The sequence below is a fragment of the Gemmatimonadales bacterium genome, from assembly GCA_036500345.1.
Taxonomy (GTDB): Bacteria; Gemmatimonadota; Gemmatimonadetes; order Gemmatimonadales; family GWC2-71-9; genus Palsa-1233.
The window spans coordinates 71,030-94,649 of the sequence record DASYCE010000026.1; the positions used below are offsets into that span (position 1 = coordinate 71,030).

The following is a 23,620-nucleotide window of genomic DNA, read 5'->3' on the forward strand; positions in this document are numbered from 1 at the left end:
ATCCGGATCGCCCGCCCGGCTCAACTCGGCGCAGCGACCCCGGTAGCGCAGATCGCAGCCCAGGTATCCGGGTCAAGCGACGCTCCTCCGACGAGTACTCCGTCGACTTCCGCCTCGGCGATGAGCTGGGCCACGTTGTTGAGATTGACCGATCCTCCGTAGAGGATCCGGGTGTCTCTTGAAAAGCCGAGCTGGATCAGGACCGCGCGGATGGCAGCGTGCACGGCGGCAGCATCCGAGGGTGTCGCGTTGCGGCCAGTGCCGATCGCCCACACCGGTTCGTAGGCGATGAGAAGGTCGGCGCCGGCGTCAATGCCGTCGAGTCCGACGCGAAGCTGCCGCGTGACCACCGCCTCGGTCTCGCCGCGAGTGCGTTCCTCGATCGTCTCGCCAACGCAGAGCATCGCGGTCAAGCCGCCGTCGAGCACCGCGCGAAGTTTGCGATTGGTGTCGGCGTCGGTCTCGCCGAAGACCTTGCGACGTTCGCTGTGGCCAACGAGCGCCGCATCGGCACCAGCGCCGCGTGCCAGGGCGACCGAGGTCGCGCCGGTGAAGGCACCGTTGGGAGCCCAGTATACGTCCTGTGCGCCGACCACGAGATGTTCGTGACCGCGAAATCCGCTCGCTATGGTTTCCAATGAAACAGCAGAGGGAAAGAACATCACGGTGCGGCCCGGCTCCGGGCGGTACAGCGTGAGGAACCGGTCGGCAAAGGTGCGCGCTTCGCCCGGGGCGAGGTGCATCTTCCAGTTGGCGGCGAAGACGAGCGGTCGCGGCGTCATGCGTTGTCGAGCGCCTCGACGCCGGGGAGCGGCTTCCCTTCGAGGAACTCGAGCGACGCGCCGCCGCCAGTGGAGACATGGGTCACGTTGTCTTCGACGCCCGCAGCAGCAACCGCCGCCGCGGAATCACCACCGCCGACGATCGTCACTGCACCGCTGCGCGTGGCGGCGGCAAGGGCATGTGCAATCGCCATCGTCCCCTTGTCGAAGGGAGGAGTCTCGAAGACTCCCATCGGTCCGTTCCACACCACCGTCTTCGCAGACGCGATCACCTGCGTGAACGCCGTGACGCTGCTCGCATCGATGTCGTACATCGCCCATGCCGCCGGAATCTGATCGCGCGGCACCTCGCGCGTGGGGGCGTTCGACTCGAGCTTCTGGGCGATCACGGCGCCGGTGGGCAGGAGAATCTTGTCGCCGGCCTCGGCGAGAAGTCCCTTCGCCATCTCGACGCGATCGCCTTCGACCAGCGATGTTCCGGTTTCCAGGCCCATCGCCTTGAAAAAAGTGCAGGCCATCGCACCGCCGATGAGGATCCGTTCGACCTTGGGAAGGAGCGCCTCGATCAGGTCGATCTTCCCCGAGATCTTCGCTCCGCCGAGGATCGCGACGAGCGGCCGCTTCGGGTGATCGATCGCTTCACCGAGAAAGCGCAGTTCCGCGTCCATCAGAAAGCCCGCGACCGCAGGCTTCAGGCGGTGCGCAATCGCTTCGGTGGACGCGTGTGCGCGATGCGCCGATCCGAAGGCGTCGTTCACGTACATGTCGCCAAGTGCTGCGAACCTGTCGGCGAGTGCCGGATCGTTCTTCTCTTCGCCTGGATAGAAGCGGGTGTTCTCGCCGACGATGACGGCGCCGCGCGGGAGCCGGCGAACCTGGGCCGGTGCATCCGGGGAGGTCGGGTCGGCCAGAAAGGTCACCGGAAATCCGAGCAGCATCTCCAGCGCGCGCGCCACCGGCTTGAGTGAGTATTTCGGGTCGGGGCCGCCCTTGGGCCGACCAAGATGCGAGAGCACCACGACGCGGGCGCCCTTCTCGTGCAGATACCTGATCGTGGGCAAGGAGGCGCGCAGGCGAGTATCGTCGGTGATCCTCTCGCCATCCATCGGGACGTTGAGGTCGGATCGCAGCACGACACGCTGGCCGTCGAGATGCGACGGATCGAGTTGTGCCAGCGTGCGCTTGGTCACAAGGACTTGCCGATATGCGTGATCATGTCCACGCAGCGGGCCGAATATCCCATCTCGTTGTCATACCACGACGAGACATGGACCGTCGTGCCGTCGACGACATTCGTCGACAGCGAATCCACGGTGCTCGACGCGAGATTGCCGATGTAGTCGGCCGACACGAGCGGCTCGTCGTTGACGTCGAGGACACCCCTGAGGGCACCGCTCGCCGCCGCACGGAACGCCGCGTTCACCTCGTCGATGGTGGTTGCCCGGCCTACCGTGCAGGTGAGGTCGACGATCGAGACGTCGGCGGTCGGCACCCGCAAGGCGATCCCATCGAGCTTCCCCTTCACTTCCGGCATCACCAGCGCCGTCGCCTTCGCGGCGCCGGTCGACGTGGGGATGATCGACAATGCCGCCGCGCGCGCCCGGCGGAGATCCTTGTGCGGCAGGTCGAGAATGTGCTGGTCGTTGGTGTAGCTGTGGACGGTCGTCATGAAGCCGCGGACGAATCCGAAGGCGTCGCTCACCACCTTGACCACCGGGACGAGACAGTTGGTCGTGCACGACGCATTTGACACGACATGATGCGTGGCCGGATCGTATTCCAGGTGATTGACGCCGTAGACGAAGGTCTTGTCTTCGCCCTTCGCCGGCGCGGAGATCAGTACCTTCTTCGCCCCGGCTTCGAGATGCTTCGCCGCGCCAGCGCGGTCGGTGAAGTGACCGGTCGACTCCACCACGATGTCGATCTTGAGATCACGCCAGGGAAGTTTGGCGGGGTCGCGTTCGGATACCACCTTGATCGGGTTGCCATCGAGGACGATCGTGTCGCCGTCCACCGCGACCGTCCCCGGGTATCGGCCATGGACCGAATCGTACTTGAGGAGATGCGCGAGTGTGGCAGTGTCGGTCAGGTCGTTGACGGCGACGAAGGTGATCCCCTGCGTATTCGCCGCCCTGGCCGCGCGCACGATGTTGCGGCCGATTCGTCCAAATCCGTTGATTGCTACCCGTATCGACATTGAAGCCTCGTTCCAGGACTCAGGGTGTATTCGTGCGACCCGCCATCAGATTCCCGTCAGCGGGAGCTCGGCTCGTGCGAAAGTGACCCCTTCGACGCGCTCGGCCCCGCGGTCGAGCAGTTCCATCGCCGCCGAACATAATGTGGCGCCGGTGGTGAATACATCATCGACGAGGATCACCGGCCGCTCGTCGTCGGTGGCGGAAAACGCCGTTGAAAGATTCGCCCGGCGGTGTTCGGGAGTGAGGCGTGTCTGGGTGACGGTTTCGCGCGCTCGTCGTAGACGTTCGGGGCGGACCGGGAGGCCGGTAATCGCACCCAGCGCGATGGCGAGTTGTTCCGCCTGATTGTAGCCGCGGACCCGGCGGCGGCGGCGCGCCAACGGGATCGGGACGAGGTCGGCCTGCGCGACGTGGCGGACCAGCGGCGCCATCCGGAGCGCAAACGATTCGGCGAGGCGCCACCAGCCGTGGTACTTGAACCGGTGCACCAGCTGCCGCACGGCGGGGTCGAGGCGAACGGCACTTCGGACGGGACCGAAGTCGGGTGGCCACTCGGCGCAGGTCCGGCATGCGAGCCGTAACGGCAGATGGTCGCCGCATCGAGCGCAAACCGGCTCGGAGATCGGTTGCCACCGGGCGCGGCAGAGGTCGCAGACCAGGGCCTCGTCACCGCACCGTGACGGATGGCGGCATGCGATGCACTCCGACGGGAGCACCCATCGCTCGGCCCGCTGCACGACGTCAGTCCATCGTGCCATTCACAGCCGCGCGCATCACCTCGAGAGGTGGGTCGACATCGGGAAACCAGAGGCGCCAGGAGGCGGCACCCTGAGCCACGAGGACTTCGCGGCCGTCGAGCGCCCGGAGACCGCGTTCCCGGCACCGCGTCACCCAGTCGGTCGTCCCGGCACCGCGATAGGTGAGATCGAGCACGGCAGCGCCCGGAGGCAACGCGGATTGCTCGATCGGGTCGGCATCGCCGCGGGCAAGCCCGAGGGGAGTCGCATTAATCACCACGCCGCATTGCTCGAATGGTGCTGCCTCGACGCCGATCGACCGAGCCCACGTGGCAAACGCCGTGGCGCGGCGCGTATCGCGCGATCGAACGGCAACGCGTCCGCCGAGTTCGCTCGCGGCACCGATCACGGCGCGCGCGCTTCCCCCGGTGCCGATCACGCCGATCGAGGCACCGTCGGCCTGCAGCTGGCTCAGTGCCGCGAGGATTCCGTCGACATCGGTATTGCCGACGTGGAGCGCACCATCGCGACTGCCGAAGAGATTCGCCGCGCCGAGTTGCGTGACGCGCGCGTCGTGGCTGGCCGGGACAGCGGCGGTGATCTCCTTGAAGGGAATCGTCACGTTGCCACCACCACCATTGCGCGCGAGCAGCGCCATGACGGCGGGGGTCTCTGCCGCGGTGGGGCGCAACGCCAGGTAGACCGCGTCGAGACCGATGGCGCGGAAGGCGGCGTTCTGCATCACGGGCGAGAGCGAATGTGCAACGGGGTCGCCGAGGACCGCAAAGAGGCGCGAAGTGGCGGAGGCGATCACCGGCGGCGCTCCGCGCGGATCCGGTCGATCGCCCGGTCGAGGAGTTCGTCAAGGACGACGGCAACTTCGCGATAGCCGGTGACGTCACCTCCCATCGGATCATGGATGTCGCGCCGACCGCTCGGGTCGGCGGCATAATCGCCCAGCGTGAACACCTTCTGCTCGCCGCCGAGTTCGGCGACGCGGCGAGCGTGCGCCTCGGTCATGGTGACGATCAGGTCGGCCCAGCGCACCTGATCCCCAGTCAGCATGCGTGCGCGATGCGACGAGAGGTCGAGCCCGCGCTCGAGGGCGACGAGGTATGACCCCTCGGACGCCGGTGTGCCGTCCCAGGCCGCGGTTCCGGCCGACTGAACCACGGCGTCCGCAAGATCCGGTGTCCGCGTGAGCTTGTCGGCGAGGATCGCCGCGGCAAGCGGCGACCTGCACGTGTTGCCCGAGCAGACCAGGAGGATATTCATCGGGCGCGCCGTGGAGTCATCATGGCGCCATCGAGCCGGCGCGGCGCCGAAGCTCGGTGCGCGGGATCGCACCCTCGCGGACGAGGCGGGGCGTGGGGCCGCTGCAATCGACAAGGGTGGAGGGCGGGACATTTCCCAGCACACCACCATCGAGCACCATCAGATCGCCGTCGGCGATCGCTTCGGCGAAGAGCCGTTCGATCGCTTCTGGCCCCGGTGCGGCGGCCTGCCCCGGCCGGTTCGCCGACGTCGAAGTGAGCGGATGGCCCAGCCGCCCGACGAGCTGCGCGATGCCACGATGAGAGGTCCACCGTACGGCAATTCCCCCTTCAGGTCCGCGCAGTGAATCCGGCAGGCGGCCTTCACCGCCGCGCAGCACCAGCGTCAGCGGGCCGGGCCAGAATTCACGTGCGAGGACCCGGGCCTGCGGCGTGAGGACCAGCCCAGTCCGTTCCAGCATCTCGAGATCGCTGATCAGGAGAAGAAACGGCTTGCGCGCCGGGCGACCCTTGAGCTGTGCGAGACGTGTGAGCGCTTCGGGGATCGGCGCCGACCCCAGCCCGTACACTGTTTCTGTGGGATAGGCGAGCAGCTTCCCCGCGGCCAGATGCGGCGCCAGAACCACTGCGGCTCGCTCGACGTCGTCTTCGGTGTGGAACGGGATGCTCATCGACGACTCGCGTACCATGCGGCAAGGTCGAGGTCGTGCGCCGTGGTGATCTTGAGGTTCTCGATCGAGCCGGGGATCAGGTCGACAGGCTCACCCAGGCGCTCGACGAGGGTGGCATCGTCGGTCGCCGGCAACTCATCGAGGCCGGCGGCGGCATGGGCGCGTTCGAGAATGGCGCGTGGGAACGCCTGGGGCGTCTGCGCGGCCCAGAGACCGTGACGGTCGACGGTCGACAGGATGCGTCCGAAATCGTCGGCGCGCTTGATGGTATCGGCCACGGGAATTGCGGGCACCGCTGCGCGTCCGTCACGCGCGCTGGCGATCGCCGCGTCGATTGTTGTGCGCGCAGGGAACGGGCGGGCGCCGTCGTGGACCAGAACGATGGTGCAGTCACCGGCGAGCGCCGCGAGGCCGGCCCGGACCGAATCGCGTCGTTCCTTCCCACCGGCGACCAGGTGCAGCCGCTCGCCGCACGCGTCGGCAAGCCATGCCGGCGGCGTGGCCGCATCTTCGGGTGGAACGACGACGATGATCCGGCCTACGTGCGGATGCGTTGCGAACGCACGGATCGCGTGCAGCAGGACCGGCGTCCTGGCCAGCAACTGATACTGCTTGGGGACTGGTCCTCCGAAGCGGGTGCCGCGCCCCGCGGCGACGACAACGACTCCGACGTCAAGCGGCAAGGGTACGGACCAGTTCTTCGACGTGCTGCAATCCATGATGCCGCAGACCGGCGATCTTCGCCGTCGACCGCGACGATCCGAATGCGTGCACGAACCCGAGACGTGCCGCTTCGTTGAGGCGGCGCTCCAGTCCGCCGATCGGCCGGATCTCGCCGCCGAGTCCGAGTTCGCCGATGAACAGTGCGTTGGCCGGCGCGGGACGATCATGTGCCGACGAGAGGAGTGCTGCGGCAACGGCGAGATCGGCGCCAGGCTCCGTGAGCCGGACGCCCGCGGTGACATGGACGAAGACGTCGCGCGTTGCAAACGAGGCGCCGGCGCGACGCTCCAGCACGGCGAGGATCACGGCGAGGCGCTTCGGGTCGAGCCCGGTCGCGACGCGCTGCGGCGTGCCGTACCCTGATGGTGCCGCGAGCGCCTGCACTTCGACGAGCACGGGCCGCGTCCCCTCCATGAGCGCAGTCACCGCGCTGCCGGGAGTCCCTTCCGCGCGCGCGGCGAGGAACACCGCCGAGGGATTCGGGACCGTGATGAGGCCGTGCTCGGTCATTTCGAAGACGCCGAGTTCGTCGACGGAACCAAAGCGGTTCTTGGTGGCGCGCAGCAGGCGGTAGTCGAGCGCCGATTCGCCTTCGAAGTAGAGCACGGTATCGACGATGTGCTCCAGCGTCTTCGGCCCGGCGATACTGCCGCCCTTCGTCACATGCCCGACGACGATCACCGCGACACCAGTCTCCTTGGCGAAGCGCATCAGCTGGCCGGCGCACTCGCGAACCTGCCCCACGTTACCCGGCGCGCTTTCGAGTGCGTCGGTGTACACCGTCTGGATCGAATCGAGGACGAGCACCGACGCGTCCATCGCACGGGTGGCACGCAGCACCGATTCGAGGCGGGTTTCGCCGATGACGCGCACATCGCCGGAGCCGGAGCCGAGGCGATCGGCACGAAGCCGCAACTGGTCGGCGGATTCCTCGCCGCTGGCGTAGAGGACTGCGCGTCCGGCTCCTTCGAGTCGTGCAGCGGCCTGCAGCAGGAGCGTCGACTTGCCGATCCCCGGTTCGCCGCCAATCAGCGTCATCGATCCCGGCACGATCCCGCCGCCGAGGACGAAATCGAGTTCGGCGAGTCCGGTCGTCCAGCGTTCGAGGCGCGTCGCCGTGACGTCGCGCAGGCGAATCACCGGCGCACCGGCGGCGCCGCTTTCGACTGCACGAGTCGACGAGAGGACGATCGGTTCCTCAGCGATGCTGTTCCACTCGCCGCACCCCTCACAGCGACCGGCCCATTTGGGATGGTCGTGGCCGCACTCGGTGCAGCGCCAGACCGATCGCGCCTTGGCCATCTAGGCCTCACGCTCGCTGCGATTGTCGAAGCGGGTGTACTGCTTGTGAAAGTGGAGATCGAGCATGCCGGTCGGGCCGTTGCGGTGCTTGGCGACGTGGATATCCGCCCGCCCCTCGAGGGACTCGCCCTTCTCTTCAGCCTTGTCGCGAAGGTCCTTGTACATCTCGGCGCGATGGATGAAGATCACCACGTCGGCGTCCTGTTCGATGGCGCCGGAGTCGCGCAGATCGGAGAGGACCGGCGTGCGCTCGCCGCCCCGCTGCTCCGACGCGCGCGACAGCTGCGACAGGGCGATCACCGGCACCGACAGCTCGCGCGCCAGCCCCTTGAGCGAACGCGAGATGTCGGAGATCTCCTGGACGCGATTATCGGAATATTCCGGGCTCCGCATCAGCTGGAGATAGTCGACCACGATCAACCGGACATCATTTTCTGCACGCAGCCGGCGTGCCTTCGAACGCATCTCGAGGAGGGTGAGCGCCGGGGTATCGTCGATCCACACCGGACAGCTCTGCAGAATCCCCGCAGCGCGCGCCAGCTTGGTGAAATCCGTGTCGCGGAGCGACCCACGCCGTACCGACTGCGAATCGACGCGGGCTTCGGAGCAGAGCATCCGCTGCACCAGCGCGTCCTTCGACATTTCGAGCGAGAAGATCGCAACGCCGAACCCCTTTTCCGCAGCGTTGGTCGCGATGTTGAGGCAGAAAGCGGTCTTTCCCATCGACGGGCGAGCTGCGACGATGACAAGTTCCGACGGCTGGAATCCGCTGGTCATCTCGTCGAGATCGACAAATCCGCTCGGCACGCCGGTCACCGCCGACCCGCTTCCCTGCAGCGCCTCGATCCGCTCCATCGTCGGCCAGAGCATCTCCTTGATGCGGGTGAATCCCGCCTCGCGCCGCTGCTGGCCGATGGTGAAGATCTTCCCTTCGGCGCTGTCGAGGAGCTCGGTCGCGGTCGACTTGCCGTCGTAGGTCGCGGTGATGATCTGCGTCGCCGCTTCGATCAGGTGGCGCTGGATCGCCTTGTCACGCAGGATGCGGGCGTGGAACTCGAGGTTGGCGGCGGTGGGGACGGCATTGACGAGTTCGTCGAGATACGGCACGCCGCCGGCGATTTCGAGATCACCGCGGCGCAACAACTCATCGCGGAGCGTGACGTAGTCGATCACCATCCGCTGTTCGAGGAGACCGCGGAGTGCCCGGAAAAGCCGGCGGTGCCCTTCGCGGTAAAACATGGTGTCATCGAGGAGTTCGGCGCCGCGGAGTGCGGCGTCGCCGTCGATGATCATCGCGCCAAGAACTGCCTGTTCGGCTTCCTGGCTCCACGGCGCACCGCGCCCCTGGAACGCGTCAGGCGCGGCGATCGAGGAGCTGTCGGGCAATACGGACGTCATCCCACGTTGGCCGTTTCCAGTTCGGGTTGCGAAGCAGTGCCGCCGGATGGTAGGTGACCACCAGGGGAGTGCCGTTCCAGTCGTGGACCTTGAGCCGCAGCCGGCCCAGGGATTCCTTGACGCCGAGCAGTGCCTCGGCCGCCGTCCCGCCGAGCGCCAGGATCACGCGCGGCCGGACCAGTTCGATCTGTCGTCGAAGATACGGCATACAGGCGTCCCGTTCATCGGGGAGTGGGACGCGGTTGCGCGGCGGCCGGCACTTGACGACGTTGGCGATGTAGACGTCGCTGCGCTGCAGCTCGACGCCGGCGAGGATCTTGTCGAGGAGTTCACCGGCCCGCCCGACGAACGGCCGCCCCGAAAGGTCCTCGCTTTCGCCCGGCCCCTCGCCAACCACCATCAGACCGGCGTGAGGGTTCCCCTCCCCCGGCACGGCGTGGGTGCGGGTGGTGCACAGCGGGCACTTCTGACAGCCGACGACCACCGACGCGATCTCGTCGATTGAATCCCAGGGAGGCTGGGCTGCAGCCGGCGGGAGTCGAATCGACAGCCCCGCTTCGGGAATCGGCGGCATCCCTTTGCGCCAACCCTCGCCCTCGACACCGGTCGATGCTGGTGCGTCGGCTGGTGGCGGAGGAGCTGACGGGGCTGGAGGCACCGCAGCGGCCGATTGGGCCGAGTGTGAGGGTCGCGGCGATGTGCCAGTCGTTTCCACCTGGAGCGGCGCCGGTGACGTCGTAGCTGCGGTCGGCCAGTTGAGCGGCGCGTCGAAGATCACTTCGTCCCCGCCAAGATCCCGCTGCAATTCGATCCATCGCCGGCGCGGATCAGCCACGATACGCCTCGACCGCGTCGAGAATCGCTTCGGCAATCTCGCCCTTGCTGCGCAGCGCGACCCGCTGGCTCCCGCCACGACGATTGAGGATCGTCACCGCGTTGGTATCGACTTCGAACCCGGCGCCCTCTTCCTCTGCATCATTGATCACGATGAGATCGAGCTGCTTCCGGTCGAGCTTGGCGTGGCCCTTCTCGATCGCATTGCCGGTCTCGAGGGCAAATCCTACCGCGGTGAGGTCGCTCGGCCGCGCGGCGAGTGTGGCGAGGAGGATATCGTCGGTCGGTACCAGTTCGAGCGAAAAGCCGCCCTCGCCTCGCGGCAATTTGCGATCGCGTGGTGCGGCGGCGCGATAGTCGGCCGGCGCCGCAGCCATGACGAGGATGTCGGCAGATGACAGCGCGCTGCGAACGGCATCGGCCATCTCCGTCGTCGTCTGCACCGGGACGAGATGCACGCCGTCAATCGCCCGTTCGGCAGACGGCCCCGAAATGAGAGTGACCTCCGCCCCGCGGATCCATGCCGCGTCGGCGATCCGATATCCCATCTTGCCGCTCGATCGATTGGTCAGCACGCGCACCGGATCGATCGATTCGCGCGTCGGGCCCGCGGTGACGACGAGGCGCCGACCACTCAACGCACCGGCGCCGCGAACCACCCGGGCCGCATGTGCCATGATCTCTGCCGGCTCTGCCATTCGCCCGGGGCGGTCCGAGGGACCTTCGGCGAGCGCACCGAGAACCGGGCCGACCGTCTGCCATCCCCGGTCGCGAAGCAGCCCGAGATTCGCCTGCGTGGCGGAGTTGGCGTACATCTCGTCGTTCATCGCCGGCGCAAGGAGAATCGGTGCTGCCCCGGCGAGTACCAGTGCGGTGAGGAAATCATCGGCCATTCCTGCGGCGAGTCTGGCGATGACATTCGCGGTGGCGGGAGCGACGATGACAAGATCCGCGTCCCGCGCGAGTGTGACGTGCTCGAGCGCGGTGCCGCGTTCCCAGAGCGACGTGTGCACGAGGCGGCGAGTGACGGCTTCGAAGGTCGGTGCGCCGATGAATTCCGACGCACCGCGGGAGAGGACTACGTCGACCAGCGCTCCTCGCTGCGTCAGTTCCCGCGCGAGGAGGACACACTTGTAGGCCGCGATCCCCCCCGTCACGCCGAGGACGATGCGACGGCCCTGCCACATCTCAGGCGTCGGTGCGACGCCGGCGCAACTCGCGGAACGTGAGTTCGCCGCTGGTGAGCTTCTGCAAGGACAGCGTGGTGAGCTTCTTGACGCCTTCCGCCTGTTGCCAGCCGGCGACCGCATCTCGCGGAAACTCGTTGAGGTACCGGGCGAATTTTGCCGCGACGAGAACGCCGCGATACTTCGAACCGGTTTCCTGCGCCACTTCCTGCGGAGTGAAAATTTCCACCGTGTGCTCCTCTGTCAGTGTGCTGCCGCGGTGCGGTGCAACTCCGCCGCCACCTCGGTGCGAAGCCGGTCGAGCACGACCGCAAAATCGCGCTGCCGGCTGGTGCGCCGTGATTCTGCATCGAGGATGGCGTTCACGGCCTGCACCGCCGCCCCCACTTCGTCGTTCACCACCACATAGTCGTACTCGACCGCCGCACCGAGCTCATCGATCGCCTGCTGCAACCGGCCGGCGATGACCGGCGCCGAATCGGTTGCCCGGCCGCGAAGCCGTTCGGCAAGCACCGCACCGCTCGGCGGCACGATGAAGACCAGGACCGCGTCGGGAAATCGTGCCCGGACCTGCCGCGCGCCGCACACTTCAATGGCGAGGATCGCGTGACGCCCGGCATGGGTGATCCGCGTCACTTCACTCGCCAGCGTTCCGTACCGGTGGCCGTTGTACACCGCGTGCTCGAGAAACTCGCCGGCGACAACCCGCCGTTCGAACTCCGCGTCATCGACGAACCAGTACGACGCACCGTTCACTTCGCCGGGCCGCGGCGGCCGCGTCGTCGCCGACACCGACTGCGCCGCATCACTCCGTGCCGCCACGAGCTGCGCACTGATGGTCGACTTCCCGCCACCCGACGGCGAGGAGAGTACCACCACCATCGGCGTCACTCGATGTTCTCCAGTTGCTCGCGCACCTTTTCCAGCTCGCCCTTCATTGCAACTACGTCGCCGGCAATCTCGGCGTCATTCGCCTTGGAGCCGATCGTGTTGATCTCGCGCCCCATCTCCTGCGCCAGAAAGCCGAGCTGCTTGCCGATCGCCAACTCGCCGCCGAGTGCTGTGGTTGCAGCGTCGAGATGCCCGCGCAACCGCACCAGCTCTTCGCTGATGTCGAGGCGATCGGCGGCGATCGCGATTTCCTGCGCCATCCGCGCGTCGTCGACCGTTCGATCACTGGCGAGCATCTGCACGTTGGCCGCAAGACGGTCGCGCTCGCGGAGGAGCCGCGCCGGTGCCCGCGCTTCGATTCGATCGGCCGCGGCGCGCATCGTGGTGATCCGCTCGACCAGGTCCCGCATCAGCACTGCGCCTTCGCGTTGCCGGGCCGTGCGGCATTCGGTTGCGGCCGTGGCGACGACCGGTGCGAGCGCCGCCCACGCCACTGGCTCCGTCCCGCCGGCACGCACACCGAAGACATCCGCCTGGCGCGCCACCAGCTCCACGGTCACGTCGCCGGCGAGGCCGAACCTCCGTTGCAGGTCGCGCAGCGCGGTGACCACCTGCTCTGCCCTCGCCAGATCGACGGCCTTCCTCGATTCGTCATCGGCCCAGTGGACCTGGACGTTGACGTGCCCTCGCTCGAACTGCCGCCGCAAGGCATCTCGGAGATCGGCTTCAAGGACGGCGAGGTCGGACGGCAGCCGCGCGGACAGGTTGAACCAGCGGTGGTTGACCGTCCGGATCTCGACGCGCGCCCGCCGTCCCCCAACATCACCTTCCGCCGTCCCGAACCCGGTCATGCTCAGCGCCAAGGTCGCTCCGGTCAGGAGAAAGCCCGGAAAGATAGCCGCCGCTGGCTAGTTCGAGAACTCCCAGCGGATCCCGAACGTGGTACCACCCGACTGGATCGGGTACCCCGGGACCGTCCCCAGCCGGACCGCCTGCAGGTTGACCCGATCGTAGTAGGCGATGAAGGGGCCGAGCTGCAGCTGGATCACGGTCCGAAAGAAGGTCGCACCTGGAAGCGGGATCGCGGCGCCGGTCGCATCACGGCCACCGATCCCGGGACTCCACGTCTCCATGACTCCCTGGAGCTTGAGCTGGAAGATTCCGCTAGGAAAGTTGCGCAGGAAGCGGGAGCGGATCGTCGCCGTGGTGAGACCGTGCTGCGGCGGGACGCCATCGGGGAGGATCCCGTGCAGTGGATTCTGGTACGCGGTCTCCAGCGTGAACCAGTTGATCGGCGTCAGTCGCGCGTGGACCGTGATCCAGTCGGTCTGCGCGAGCGGTGCGTAGGCGTTGATCACGGCGAATTCCGAGAACGACTCGGGCCGCCACCCGGCGTCGTGCGCGTACCCCGCGTCGATCGCCAGCAGCTTGCTATTGAATCCGGCAGTCGCCTGGGCATCGACAAAGTTGAACGGACGCTGCGTCGCGATCGACGGGCTCTGGACCCGGCTGCCGCCGGAGTAATTCGCGCCGACTGAGAAGCCGAGCGGAAGTTGGATCCCGACGCGCGCGGCGGCCCAGTGGCTGTTCCGAGCCGCCGAGTGATGTTGCGCATCGCCCTCGACCGATCCGGTGATCAATCGGCTGGGTGACCATCCGATCTCCATCCGGCCCGAGAGCGGCGTCCATCTCGTGGTATACCACCCGCTCCCAACGGCGGACCAGGTCGGGGCGCGCAACGACGCGACGGCGCCGAACTGACCGATGCCTTCGCCGCCCGGCGCAGAATCGCTGCTCCACTCCGTGTGTGACGCGAGCAGGTCAATGCCGGCGCCGAGGCCATCGTCCCGCTGCCGCCACGCCGCGCGCATCGATGCATCGGTCCGCGACCCCGTGACGCCGGCGAACAACGTGTCGGACTTGTCGGTATTGAGGAGCAGCCCGCGGTCGATCGATTGAGTGATGACCTGACCCTGAATGCCGAAGTGCGGCGTGGGGACATAGCCGAATTGCACCCACCCGCTGCCGATCGTGTTGGCGCCGCCGGTCGGCAGCGAGTTGACGCCGAAATAGTCTGCCGCCGCCGAAAAGCCGATGCCACTTGAATAGCGACGTTCGAACGAGGCGAAGTATCGCGCGATGCCGCGATCACCCTGGGCGACGCCGACCTTGGTGCGCGGTGCCTGTCGATCGTAGGCGCGTGTGAAGAGCCGCACACGCATCGAACCGGGCGTGGTGGTGACGTCGACACTGTCGAGGATACCAAGTGGAATCGTGGACGGATCCCAGGCCAGTGAATCGGGTCCGACGGCAATCTGCGGGACGCCGTCGAGTTCGTACGTCACCGACGCCGCCCCGTGGGCCATGTAATTGGGCAGCACGGCGCTGCCGATCCAGCCGGCACGGTCGAGATAGACGCCGGGAATGCGCGCCAGCAGTTCGGGCACGCTCTGCGCCGTGGCCCAATCGATCGAGTCGCGCGTGAAGACGGTGCGAGAGCCGGCCGGCTGCACCTCGTCGGTGCCGCTGCGTGGCAACGCGGCGCGGCGGATGAGCAAGTCCTTCTGAACCTTGAGGAGGCGGTCGGTGGTAGAGAGCGTGTCGCGGCGCACATGCGACGTATCGACTCGCACCGAGTCGAGCGGCCGGTTGAGTACCGGATCCTGCGCGACAAGGCGTTGCGCATGGCAGAGGAGGGCCACACCGATCACCCAGGCGACGACCGGCACTCGCACGCGCGAACTCAGCTCCGGGCGAGCAGGAACTCAGTGAAGAGGCGAACCATGACTCCGGTCGGCCCTTTCACCTGGGTCGGCAACTCGCGGTCGGTGTACGCCGTTCCCGCAATGTCGAGATGCGCCCACGGATACTCTTCGGCGAACTCCCGCAGGAACCAGCCCGCGGTGATGCTCCCGGCGGGACGTCCGCCGGAATTTTTCATGTCGGCGATATCCGACTTGATCAGCTCGCGGTATTCGTCCCAGAGCGGCAATTCCCAGGCACGCTCGTCGGCGCGTTCCCCGGCGGCGATAACGGCGCGAATCACCTCATCGCTGGTCCCCATCACGCCGCTGGCGGTGTGCCCGAGGCCGATCACGATCGCACCGGTGAGCGTCGCGCAGTTGATCACGGCGGCCGGCTTGTACTGCCGCGCCCACGACAGCGCATCGGCAAGGATGAGCCGTCCTTCGGCGTCGGTGTTCACCACCTCGATCGTCTTGCCGAGGTGTGATCCCACCACATCGCCCGGCTTGTACGAGGTGCCGGACGGCATATTCTCGCAGAGTGGAATCAGGCCGATCACATGTTGCTTCGGCTTGAGTTGGCCAATCACATCAAAGGTGCCGAGGACCGCCGCCCCGCCGGACATGTCGTACTTCATATCTTCCATGTTCTGCGCCGGCTTGATCGAGATCCCGCCGCTGTCGAAGGTGACGCCCTTGCCGATGAGCACCACCGGTGCCGCGTCCGACCCGCGATGATCGAGCACGATGAAGCGTGGTTCGACCGCACTTCCCTGCGCAACGGCGATCAACGCCTTCATTCCTGCCTTGATGATCGCCGCGCGGTCGAGCACCGTGACGGCGATGCCGTGCCGCTTGCCAAGTTCCGTGGCTGCGCTGGCGACGTATTCCGGCGTACACGTGTTACCGGGCAACACCTGCAGGCCGCGCGTGAACGCCTGGCCGCTTGCAATGATGCTGCCGAGTGATACGCCTCGCGCGAACGATTCATCCGCAGCGAGCGTGAGAAGCTCGCATTTCTCGAATGCCGGCTTGACGACTTCCGGGGGGCGCTTCAGATCGGGAAAGTGCCAGGCGCCAAATGGAATTCCTTCGGCAAGTGCCTGTCCGGCCCGATCGGACGGGATTCCGGCGGCAGCTTCCGGCAGGAACGCCACGATCGCAGACGGCACACCGAGGATCCTGGCACGCTTACCGGCGATCATCGCGGCACGCCGCAGCGCGGCATCGGTGACCTTCTGCGGATCGCCCAGTCCGACGAGCAGAATTCGTTCAGGTGCTTTCTTCGCAGGATAGAGGAGTGCGGTTTCATCGCGCGCGCCGGTGAAGTCACCCGACTCCCAGCAACGATTGATGGTGCCATCGGCGGCGCGATCAAGTTCGGTCAGGCCGGCGGGGAGCGGACCCTTGGCCACGAGAATGACGAGAAGTGGCGTCTGCAGACCAGAGAGTTTCGCCACGCGGTGGGTGACAACTAGCGGCATGTACGCCCCGTCGGACCGGAGAACCGGAATGGTGAATCGAGCCGAGCGATCAGGGCGGGAAAATACACCGAGAGGACGTGCCGATGCCCAAGGTGGGACTCGAACCCACAATCCCTTGCGGGAAGCGGATTTTGAGTCCGCCGCGTATACCGTTCCGCCACTTGGGCCTGCGCACCAAAAACGCCGATGCACAACGGCCCGTCAAGGCTCCGGCGACGCCGCTCCCCGGCCACCGCCGTTGAGTCGCTGCAATTGCAGATCGCGCACACGCTGCAGCAGCCGGTCGCGTGCCACCTGGAACTGCCCGCGCTGAACCGGACTCAGGATCGGCGCGAGCTCCTTCATTTCATCGCGAAATGTTTCGGCGTATGCCACCCGATTGGAATTCAGGCCGTCCACATATCGGGAGACGTTGTCCGGATTTGCAGCAACGCCGGGGCGAAGCTCTCCCATGAGTGACAGCCGCAGCTGGCGCTCCTCGGTTTCGAGGCCGGCACGCTTCTGGGCCCAGGTCGTCACAACGCGCTGAAATGGTCCGACCTGATCGGGGGTCAACCCCATCTCCTTGGTCACCTGATTCATGAAGACCCGCTCGATGTTCTGTTCGAGCGCGGCGCGCCGCGGCTCCTTCTGGGCTGCAAGTGGGCTCGCCAGCAGCGCCATTCCGATGACCAGCGCTCCGCATCGACGCGTCATTGTCCTCCCCCTCCTTCGGAATGCAGCAGGTCTTCAAGTTCGCCTTCGGTCAAGTCACCCAGGTGCGGAGTCAGTCCCGGGGTTGCATCCGACGCCGACGGCCCGAGCGACTGCTGCACTACTTCAAGTTGCTGCTCAGTCAGGTTCTGCAATTCGGGGAGGATCGCGACCGGCGCCTCCGCGACGGCCGCCACCGATCCCGCCGGGCGATCGGGCGTCCGGGAGATCGCGATGATCAAGATCGCCGCCGCTGCCGCAGCAACCAAACCGATTGCGCCGCCGCGCCATGGTATCCGCCGCACCGGGCGCTCGATGTCGCCCTCGTGCCGGAGACGTTCCACGACGTGATTGGCGATCGCCGCGCCATCAATCCGCAAATCGGCGCCAAGGGCGACACCTGTGCTGACCAGCTGCCATTCCGCCCCGCACGAGGCGCACGACGAGAGATGCGCCAGCTCGGCCGCGTCCCAGGCCCCGTCGCCACGCGCCACTTCGGGCATCCGATCAGAGAGTTGTTCGCAGCCGGTCACCCGAGCAGCTCCTTCAGACGCTTGACTGCATGATGATAGTGGACGCGTGCCGCGCCGGGCGTGCTTCCGACGGCCGTCGCAATGTCCCGATACTCCAACCCCTGCTGGACCCGCAGCAGAAAGACTTCACGCTGCAAGCGCGGCAACCGCCCGAGTCCCGCCTGGAGCTGCCTCCCCGCCTCGTCCGCCGCGAATTCGCCGGCGGGATCCGACCGGTCGGCAACATCGTGCTCCTCGATCGGCACGAACGCCCGCCCCTTGTTCTGCCGGAAGCGATCCTTGAGGAGGTTGCCGGCGATCCTGAAGAGCCATCCCCGAAAGGATCCGTCACCTCGCCATCCATCAAGCCCTCTGAACGCTTTGAAGAATGTGTCCTGCACCAAGTCGTCGATCTCAGCGCCCCGGGCTCCGGCTGCGCCAAGATACCGGCCGAGTGCCGCGGCGTGACGCTCGACCAACTGTCGAGCCGCCAGCTCGTCGCCACCCCTCCACGCCATTACCAGTTCAGGGTCGGTCAGGGGGCACTCGCTCGTGGCTGGCCGTCACCGTAACGACGTTGCGGCCGAGCCCGCGTTAACGTTCGAGCTGAGCGATCATTGGATCCGGTCCGATCCAGCCGGGAGGATGTGAAAATCAATTCCGGCAAAATGTTGACGACTGGCAGTTGGCTGAACACGTTGCCATCAAACGTAATAGGCTGTCCTATCTCAGGTGACTTCTGAATCAAATCGGTCTGATGAACACGACGTCCGCAGGACTTTCCACAAAGGGTCCGATGGTGATTGGCCACCGTGGTGCTTCGGGGCACGCGCCGGAGAACTCGCTCGCGGCCTTCCGCATCGCGGCGTCGGCGAATCACGTGGCGACGTGCTCCGGCGTCGAACTCGATATCCAGGTGACTGCGGACGGCGAGATTGTGGTCTATCACGATGCCGTCCTTGCGTCGGGCGACCCGATCCCATCGCTCCCTTCGGGCAGGGTCCGCGCCGTGACCCTGGCCGACGGATCAGCACTACCGACCCTTCGTGAGGCACTCGCCGTCCTGGACAACCTCGACGTCTTCATCGAGGCAAAACATCTGCCGCCTGCCGCAGACAAGTTGCTCCTTGCAACGATCACGGCAGCGCGCCGGCGATGCCATATCCACGCGTTCGACCATCGGATGATCGCCAGACTCCGCCGCCTCGATTCGTCGCTCTCCCTCGGGATTCTCTCCCGGTCGTATCCGGTGGATCCGGTGGGCCAGGTGGTCCACGCCGGTGCCAACACGCTGTGGCAGGAGGCGTATCTGATCGATCAGCCGCTTGTCGCGGCGTGCCACGCGGTCGGGATCCGGGTGATCGCGTGGACGGTGAACGACGCTGGTCAGGCTGCTGCGCTCGCTCGGCTCGGAGTCGACGGACTGTGCGGCGACTGGCCGGAGCGGCTGCGACATTCGTGGTGAATAAAAAAGCGCCCCGGGTCGGGGCGCTCGGTGGTGCGGCGTGCGCAGCGTCTCAGCTCGCGGCCTCGATCGGATAGACGGAGACCCGCAGGCGATCGCGGTCCTTGCGTTCGAACTTCACGACGCCGTCGATGTAGCTGTGCAGCGAATCATCTTTCGCCTTGAAGACATTGCGGCCGACGTGGAACTTCGTGCCGCGCTGCTTGACGAGGATGCTACCCGCCGTGACGCGCTCGCCGCCAAAGTGCTTGACGCCGAGGTACTGCGGGTTCGAGTTGCGGCCGTTGCGGCTGGAGCCGACGCCCTTCTTGTGTGCCATGAATTACCTCAGCCGAGAGCGACGCCAGTGATCCGGACTTCGGTGAACTTCTGCCGATGGCCGGTCTTCCGCCGATAATTCTTGCGGCGCTTGAATTTGAAGACGTAGATCTTGTCGTGCTTCCCGTGTCCGATCACTTCCACCGACACCGACGCGCCCTTGACGACCGGCGACCCCGCAGTGATCGTGTCGCCGTTCGAGGTGAGGAGCACCTCGTCGAAAGTGATCGTGTCGCCGGGCAATTTTTCGGACATCAGCGGCAGACGAAGGGTTGCCCCCGTCTCAGCCCGCCATTGTTTCCCGAGCGCCTTGAAGATCGCGTACATCACATCCTCCAAAATAGCCCGCAAAGCTATGGACCTCATGCACTTGGTGCAAGGGGTGTCAGGCTACGGCATAGAGCTCGGTGACGTCCCGCCCCGCCGGCCTGGACATCAGCCTGAACTCGTCGAGCCGCAGCATGGGGTCGTCGCGAAGTTCGAGTTCGATCCCGCCCTGCCGTCCGAGCGCCTGGACCAGCTTTGGCTCCTCTTCGAGCAGGTAGAGCGCGACGTCCGGATGCAGCCGGATGGCGATCCGCCGTTCCTTCCGCTCGGTGCCGGCCCTCTTGATGGCACGCTCCAGCCGGCGGGTGACCACCTCCGGCGAAAAGATGCGCCCGGTCCCGTGGCAGATCGGGCACTCGCGGGTCATCGATGCCCAGAGTGACGGGCGCACCCGCTGGCGGGTCATCTCGATCAGGCCGAGTTCGGAGACGGCGTAGGCGCGGGTCCGAGCCCGGTCGCGGCCGAGGTGCGTGCGAAGCTCCTGGAGCACCCGGTCCCGATTTGCCTTGGTCTCCATGTCGATGAAGTCGGCGACGACGATGCCGCCGACGTCGCGCAGGCGGATTTGCCTGGCGATTTCGCGAGCCGCCTCGATGTTGGTCCGAAGAATCGTCTTCTCCGGATCCCGCTTTCCCGTGTAGCGGCCGGTGTTCACGTCGACCGACACCAGTGCTTCGGTCGGCTGGATGATCAGATATCCGCCGCTCGGCAATTCCACGCGCTGCTGAAAGAGATCGCGAATCTCGGTCTCGATCTTGAAGCGGTCGAAGAGCGGGATGCCGTCATCGTAGAAGTGCACCCGCTCGGTCAGTTCGGGATCAATCAACTCGAGATACTGGCAGATCTCGTGATGGAGTTCACGAGAATCGACCCACAACGCATCGACCTTGGCAGAGAAGACATCACGCACCAGCGATCGGGTGAGCGACGCTTCGCGATGAAGGAGCGCTGGCCCGCGGCGGAGATAGGTCTGCTTCCGCTTGATCTTTTTCCAGGTGTTGATCAGCGAAAGGATCTCGCGCCGGAAATGATCCTCGGTGACCCCCTCAGCCACCGTCCGCACGATTACGCCGCCGGCGTCGCTCGGCACGAGCTTCGAGACCATCTCGCGCAATTTCGCACGCTGCTCGCGGTTTTCGATCTTTCGCGACACGCCGACCTTGGTAGCATACGGCATGTACACCAGGAAGCGTCCGGCGAGCGAAATCTGGGCGGTGACCCGGCACCCCTTGGTGGAGATCGGCTCCTTGGTCACCTGGACCGGGAGCATCTCTCCCTTCTTGAGTCGTTCGGTAATGTCGGGAGCGGCGCGCCGACCGCCGATCTCGCGCCGGCCACCATCACCCCGACGCTTCCCCGCCGGGGCCGCCGCCGGCTGGGCGGCGCCTTCGACCTCGGCGTCGGCATCGGCATCGGACGCGTCGTCATCGGGTTCGTTGTCATCGGGATCATCATCCTCCTCGGGTTCGAGAAGGTCCGATGCGTGCAGATATGCGCTCTTTTCAAGTCCGATGTCGACGAACGCCGCCTGGATCCCGCCCAGAACCGCTTCGACGCGACCGTAATAGATGTCGCCCACCGTTCGACTCTGATCGGGCCGGTCGACCAACAATTCGACCAGTCGATCGTCCTCGATAATGGCAACGCGGGTTTCGCGAGACGTACCGGAGATCAGGATTTCGCGCTTCACTGGGTTCTCTCGGAGGACCAGAGCGGCATCGCGCCTGGCCCACGCATGGAGGGAGGATTGGATGCCGGACCGTGACCGGGCGAGTCCCCAACGACCGCCCCAACGTCCTCGCGGAGCGACCATCGCGATACGACGCGGTCGATGGCATTCCATCGAACAGGTCCGATCGCGTGCGGGTGCTGCCGGTGAACGGGGAGCCGTCGCCTTGCCGTGGGGCAATGCGCGCAGTGGTGCAGAAGGTCCAGCGAACGAAGAAGGCTACGAGATCTGCAACCAGCTGCCTGGCCACGCCGGATGGGCGCCAACGCGCAATCGACGATGGAATGGGGCGAGGTTGCATGTCTAAACTTATGAAACACTGGCACTTACAGCAAGACGACGGGGCTCGCGTTGCGGCGCGGTGGCCGCGACCTCGGAACCTGGAATCGGGGCAAGCGGTTTGACAGCTGTTCCCGGGTGGCGCCTACCGTGCGTACCCTTCAACATCGGCCCGATACTCAAGTCGCAGGAAAACCACGCACGGGCAGGCCTCGCGGCTCGGCCCTTGCCCTCGAAATAAAGGACCAATGACCAACTCTTTGAGATGCGTTCGCCGCGTCGCGCGCGCGTTGCCATCGCTGGCGGTGGCCGCGATCGCCGGGTGCCGCAGCGATTCACAGCTTCCCGCCGGCGCTCCATCGACCATCGCAGTCGTCGCGGGTGGCGACCAGGTGGCAACCGTCGGCACCTCAGTTGCTGTCGCACCGACAGTCGAGGTTCGCGACGCGGACGGCGCGCCGGTGGCGGGCGTCACGGTTCGTTTTTCTCTTCCCGACGGAACTGGAACGATCTTCGGCGATTCCGTGGCCACCGACGCCAATGGACGCGCGACCGTCGGTGAGTGGATTCTCGGCACCTCACCGGGCCTCGACTCGCTGCTGGTGCAGACCGTGGCACCGGCGCTCTCGGCTGTCGTCACGGCGACCGCAAGCGCGGGATCGGCTGTTTCGGTTCGCTCATCCTCGCAGCAGGGATACCTCGCGCAGGTCGGCTCCACGGTCACGCCCGCTCCGGCGGTGCTCGTCGTCGACTCGTACGGCAACCCGGTTTCCGGCGCTGGCGTCACCTTTACCGTCACGCAGGGTGGCGGGTCGGTGACCGGTGCGAGCGCAACCAGCGATGCCAGCGGCGTCGCGACGGTCGGCTCCTGGACTCTCGGAGCTACGGCGGGCACCAATACCCTTCGCGCACGCATCAGCGGCGGTGCATCGGTGACGTTTACCGCGCAGGCGGTGACGGCCGCGCCGCTGCTCACGGCAACGACGCCGGTCGACCAGTCTGGCTACCTCGGGTTCCCGGTCACGATCGTCCCGCGAGTTCTGGTTTCCGACGCGATCGGCCACCCGCTCCAGGGCGTACCGGTGACATTCACGGTCACCAGCGGCGATGGAACGGTCACGGCCGGAACCGCGATCTCGGGATCTGACGGGATTGCGGCTCCGGGCGACTGGCGACTCGGCCAAACCTCGAGCACCGTGACTGCCACGGCGCAGCTCGGCTCGCTTCCCGTCGCGTTCACGGCATCCGGCGTCCCGGCGCCGTTTCTGATCGATGTGCGATTCCTGACCACGGTCACACCCGATGTGCGGGACGCCTTCGTAGCCGCCGCGCGACGGTGGATGGGCATTATCACGGCGCATCTGCAACCGGTCCTGGTCGCGTTGCCCGCTGGCGCATGCGGGGTACCGCATCCCGCCATCAACGAGACCGTGACCGACGTGGTGATCTACGCCGACGTGGCGCCGATCGACGGCGTGGGAAACATCCTGGGATCTTCGGGGCCATGCGCCACCCGGTCGGGATCGGACCTACCGGCAACCGGCACCATGCAGTTCGATTCGGCGGACCTGCAGTTCCTGGTGACCACCAATCAGCTGCTGCCGACGATCACTCACGAGATGGCCCACGTACTCGGATTCGGAACGATCTGGGCGGATCGCGGCGTGATCAGCGGTGCGGGCAGCTCGGATCCGATCTTTACCGGAACGCAGGCCCTGGCGATGTGGCCTGCATTCGGCGCGGCGCTCAGTTACACGGGCCGACCGATTCCGGTCGAAAACACCGGCGGTTCGGGAACACGTGATTCTCACTGGCGCGAGACGGTTTTCCAGGACGAGTTGATGACCGGCTTCATCGCCCCGCAGGGCGTGCCGATGCCGCTCTCGAAGATCACCATCGGAAGCATGGCCGACCTGGGATACCAGGTCGACTACAGCAAGGCTGACCTCTTCGTCGGCAACCTGCTCGCGCAAGGGAGCGGCGGCGGAAAGAGTTTTGTCCTCAACGAGCAACTCAGTCGGCCGATGTTCAAGGTCTCGCCAATCGGAACGTCGAAGATCCGGCAATAGCGA

The 23,620-nt window shown here is 66.2% G+C and carries 25 protein-coding genes and 1 tRNA gene; 2 read left to right on the forward strand and 24 right to left on the reverse strand.

Annotated elements, in window-relative coordinates; all coding sequences use genetic code 11:
• Positions 1-20: 20 nt before the first annotated feature.
• The 21 genes from tpiA to VGM20_11635 all read right to left on the reverse strand — a co-directional run bounded on the left by tpiA (position 21) and on the right by VGM20_11635 (position 17,948).
• Positions 21-782, reverse strand: coding sequence for a triose-phosphate isomerase (tpiA, locus tag VGM20_11535; protein ID HEY4101494.1), 762 nt, complete (start codon positions 780-782; stop codon positions 21-23).
• Positions 779-1,972 carry a phosphoglycerate kinase gene (locus VGM20_11540; GenBank protein HEY4101495.1) on the reverse strand — a complete coding sequence of 398 codons (1,194 nt, stop codon included), beginning with the start codon at positions 1,970-1,972 and terminating at the stop codon, positions 779-781. Before VGM20_11540 ends, tpiA begins: the two co-directional genes overlap by 4 nt.
• Positions 1,969-2,979: a type I glyceraldehyde-3-phosphate dehydrogenase gene (gene gap, locus VGM20_11545; protein ID HEY4101496.1), complete on the reverse strand. Its 1,011-nt coding sequence runs from the start codon at positions 2,977-2,979 to the stop codon at positions 1,969-1,971. The genes VGM20_11540 and gap overlap by 4 nt, the downstream gene beginning before the upstream one ends.
• 45 nt (positions 2,980-3,024) lie before the next feature.
• Complete coding sequence (locus VGM20_11550) at positions 3,025-3,738, reverse strand: ComF family protein (protein HEY4101497.1); 714 nt, start codon at positions 3,736-3,738, stop codon at positions 3,025-3,027.
• The gene (locus VGM20_11555; protein ID HEY4101498.1) at positions 3,722-4,531 is read right to left on the reverse strand and encodes a hypothetical protein; all 810 of its coding nucleotides are present in this window, start codon (positions 4,529-4,531) and stop codon (positions 3,722-3,724) included. The genes VGM20_11550 and VGM20_11555 overlap by 17 nt, the downstream gene beginning before the upstream one ends.
• The gene (locus tag VGM20_11560) at positions 4,528-4,992 is read right to left on the reverse strand and encodes a low molecular weight protein arginine phosphatase (GenBank protein ID HEY4101499.1); all 465 of its coding nucleotides are present in this window, start codon (positions 4,990-4,992) and stop codon (positions 4,528-4,530) included. The genes VGM20_11555 and VGM20_11560 overlap by 4 nt, the downstream gene beginning before the upstream one ends.
• A gap of 19 nt (positions 4,993-5,011) precedes the next feature.
• Positions 5,012-5,662: an L-threonylcarbamoyladenylate synthase gene (locus tag VGM20_11565; protein HEY4101500.1), complete on the reverse strand. Its 651-nt coding sequence runs from the start codon at positions 5,660-5,662 to the stop codon at positions 5,012-5,014.
• Complete coding sequence (gene ispD / locus VGM20_11570) at positions 5,659-6,345, reverse strand: 2-C-methyl-D-erythritol 4-phosphate cytidylyltransferase (protein ID HEY4101501.1); 687 nt, start codon at positions 6,343-6,345, stop codon at positions 5,659-5,661. Before ispD ends, VGM20_11565 begins: the two co-directional genes overlap by 4 nt.
• Complete coding sequence (radA, locus tag VGM20_11575) at positions 6,335-7,687, reverse strand: DNA repair protein RadA (protein HEY4101502.1); 1,353 nt, start codon at positions 7,685-7,687, stop codon at positions 6,335-6,337. The genes ispD and radA overlap by 11 nt, the downstream gene beginning before the upstream one ends.
• Positions 7,688-9,085: a replicative DNA helicase gene (gene dnaB / locus VGM20_11580; protein HEY4101503.1), complete on the reverse strand. Its 1,398-nt coding sequence runs from the start codon at positions 9,083-9,085 to the stop codon at positions 7,688-7,690.
• The gene (locus tag VGM20_11585; GenBank protein ID HEY4101504.1) at positions 9,042-9,920 is read right to left on the reverse strand and encodes a uracil-DNA glycosylase; all 879 of its coding nucleotides are present in this window, start codon (positions 9,918-9,920) and stop codon (positions 9,042-9,044) included. Before VGM20_11585 ends, dnaB begins: the two co-directional genes overlap by 44 nt.
• On the reverse strand, positions 9,913-11,106 hold the full coding sequence (gene coaBC, locus VGM20_11590; protein ID HEY4101505.1) for a bifunctional phosphopantothenoylcysteine decarboxylase/phosphopantothenate--cysteine ligase CoaBC: 1,194 nt from the start codon (positions 11,104-11,106) through the stop codon (positions 9,913-9,915). Before coaBC ends, VGM20_11585 begins: the two co-directional genes overlap by 8 nt.
• 1 nt (position 11,107) lies before the next feature.
• Positions 11,108-11,335 carry a hypothetical protein gene (locus VGM20_11595; protein ID HEY4101506.1) on the reverse strand — a complete coding sequence of 76 codons (228 nt, stop codon included), beginning with the start codon at positions 11,333-11,335 and terminating at the stop codon, positions 11,108-11,110.
• 14 nt (positions 11,336-11,349) lie between these two features.
• Positions 11,350-11,988, reverse strand: a complete 639-nt coding sequence (gmk, locus tag VGM20_11600; protein ID HEY4101507.1) for a guanylate kinase — start codon at positions 11,986-11,988, stop codon at positions 11,350-11,352.
• A gap of 5 nt (positions 11,989-11,993) precedes the next feature.
• A complete protein-coding gene (locus VGM20_11605; protein ID HEY4101508.1) occupies positions 11,994-12,848 on the reverse strand; it encodes a YicC/YloC family endoribonuclease in 855 nt (284 codons plus the stop codon).
• A gap of 57 nt (positions 12,849-12,905) precedes the next feature.
• Positions 12,906-14,732, reverse strand: a complete 1,827-nt coding sequence (locus tag VGM20_11610; GenBank protein ID HEY4101509.1) for a Plug domain-containing protein — start codon at positions 14,730-14,732, stop codon at positions 12,906-12,908.
• 8 nt (positions 14,733-14,740) lie between these two features.
• Entirely contained in the window at positions 14,741-16,225 is a 1,485-nt protein-coding gene (locus tag VGM20_11615) for a leucyl aminopeptidase (protein ID HEY4101510.1), read from the reverse strand.
• An 84-nt stretch (positions 16,226-16,309) separates the two neighbouring features.
• Positions 16,310-16,392, reverse strand: a tRNA-Leu gene (locus tag VGM20_11620).
• A gap of 34 nt (positions 16,393-16,426) precedes the next feature.
• Positions 16,427-16,921: a hypothetical protein gene (locus VGM20_11625; GenBank protein HEY4101511.1), complete on the reverse strand. Its 495-nt coding sequence runs from the start codon at positions 16,919-16,921 to the stop codon at positions 16,427-16,429.
• Entirely contained in the window at positions 16,918-17,451 is a 534-nt protein-coding gene (locus tag VGM20_11630; protein HEY4101512.1) for a hypothetical protein, read from the reverse strand. The genes VGM20_11625 and VGM20_11630 overlap by 4 nt, the downstream gene beginning before the upstream one ends.
• Positions 17,448-17,948, reverse strand: coding sequence for an RNA polymerase sigma factor (locus VGM20_11635; protein ID HEY4101513.1), 501 nt, complete (start codon positions 17,946-17,948; stop codon positions 17,448-17,450). The genes VGM20_11630 and VGM20_11635 overlap by 4 nt, the downstream gene beginning before the upstream one ends.
• A gap of 239 nt (positions 17,949-18,187) precedes the next feature.
• Here VGM20_11635 and VGM20_11640 point away from each other — a divergent pair, with 239 nt between their 5' ends.
• Positions 18,188-18,895, forward strand: coding sequence for a glycerophosphodiester phosphodiesterase (locus tag VGM20_11640; GenBank protein HEY4101514.1), 708 nt, complete (start codon positions 18,188-18,190; stop codon positions 18,893-18,895).
• Between the two features lie 52 nt (positions 18,896-18,947).
• Here VGM20_11640 and rpmA read toward each other — a convergent pair whose 3' ends face one another.
• Genes rpmA through VGM20_11655 form a run of 3 tightly spaced genes read right to left on the reverse strand, consistent with a single transcriptional unit; the run spans position 18,948 to position 21,230 of the window.
• Positions 18,948-19,214 carry a 50S ribosomal protein L27 gene (gene rpmA, locus VGM20_11645; protein HEY4101515.1) on the reverse strand — a complete coding sequence of 89 codons (267 nt, stop codon included), beginning with the start codon at positions 19,212-19,214 and terminating at the stop codon, positions 18,948-18,950.
• A gap of 8 nt (positions 19,215-19,222) precedes the next feature.
• Positions 19,223-19,540, reverse strand: coding sequence for a 50S ribosomal protein L21 (gene rplU, locus VGM20_11650; protein ID HEY4101516.1), 318 nt, complete (start codon positions 19,538-19,540; stop codon positions 19,223-19,225).
• A gap of 58 nt (positions 19,541-19,598) precedes the next feature.
• Positions 19,599-21,230, reverse strand: coding sequence for an Rne/Rng family ribonuclease (locus VGM20_11655; GenBank protein ID HEY4101517.1), 1,632 nt, complete (start codon positions 21,228-21,230; stop codon positions 19,599-19,601).
• Between the two features lie 566 nt (positions 21,231-21,796).
• Between VGM20_11655 and VGM20_11660 the strand changes: the two genes are divergently transcribed.
• Complete coding sequence (locus VGM20_11660) at positions 21,797-23,617, forward strand: Ig-like domain-containing protein (GenBank protein HEY4101518.1); 1,821 nt, start codon at positions 21,797-21,799, stop codon at positions 23,615-23,617.
• The last annotated feature ends 3 nt before the right edge of the window (positions 23,618-23,620 follow it).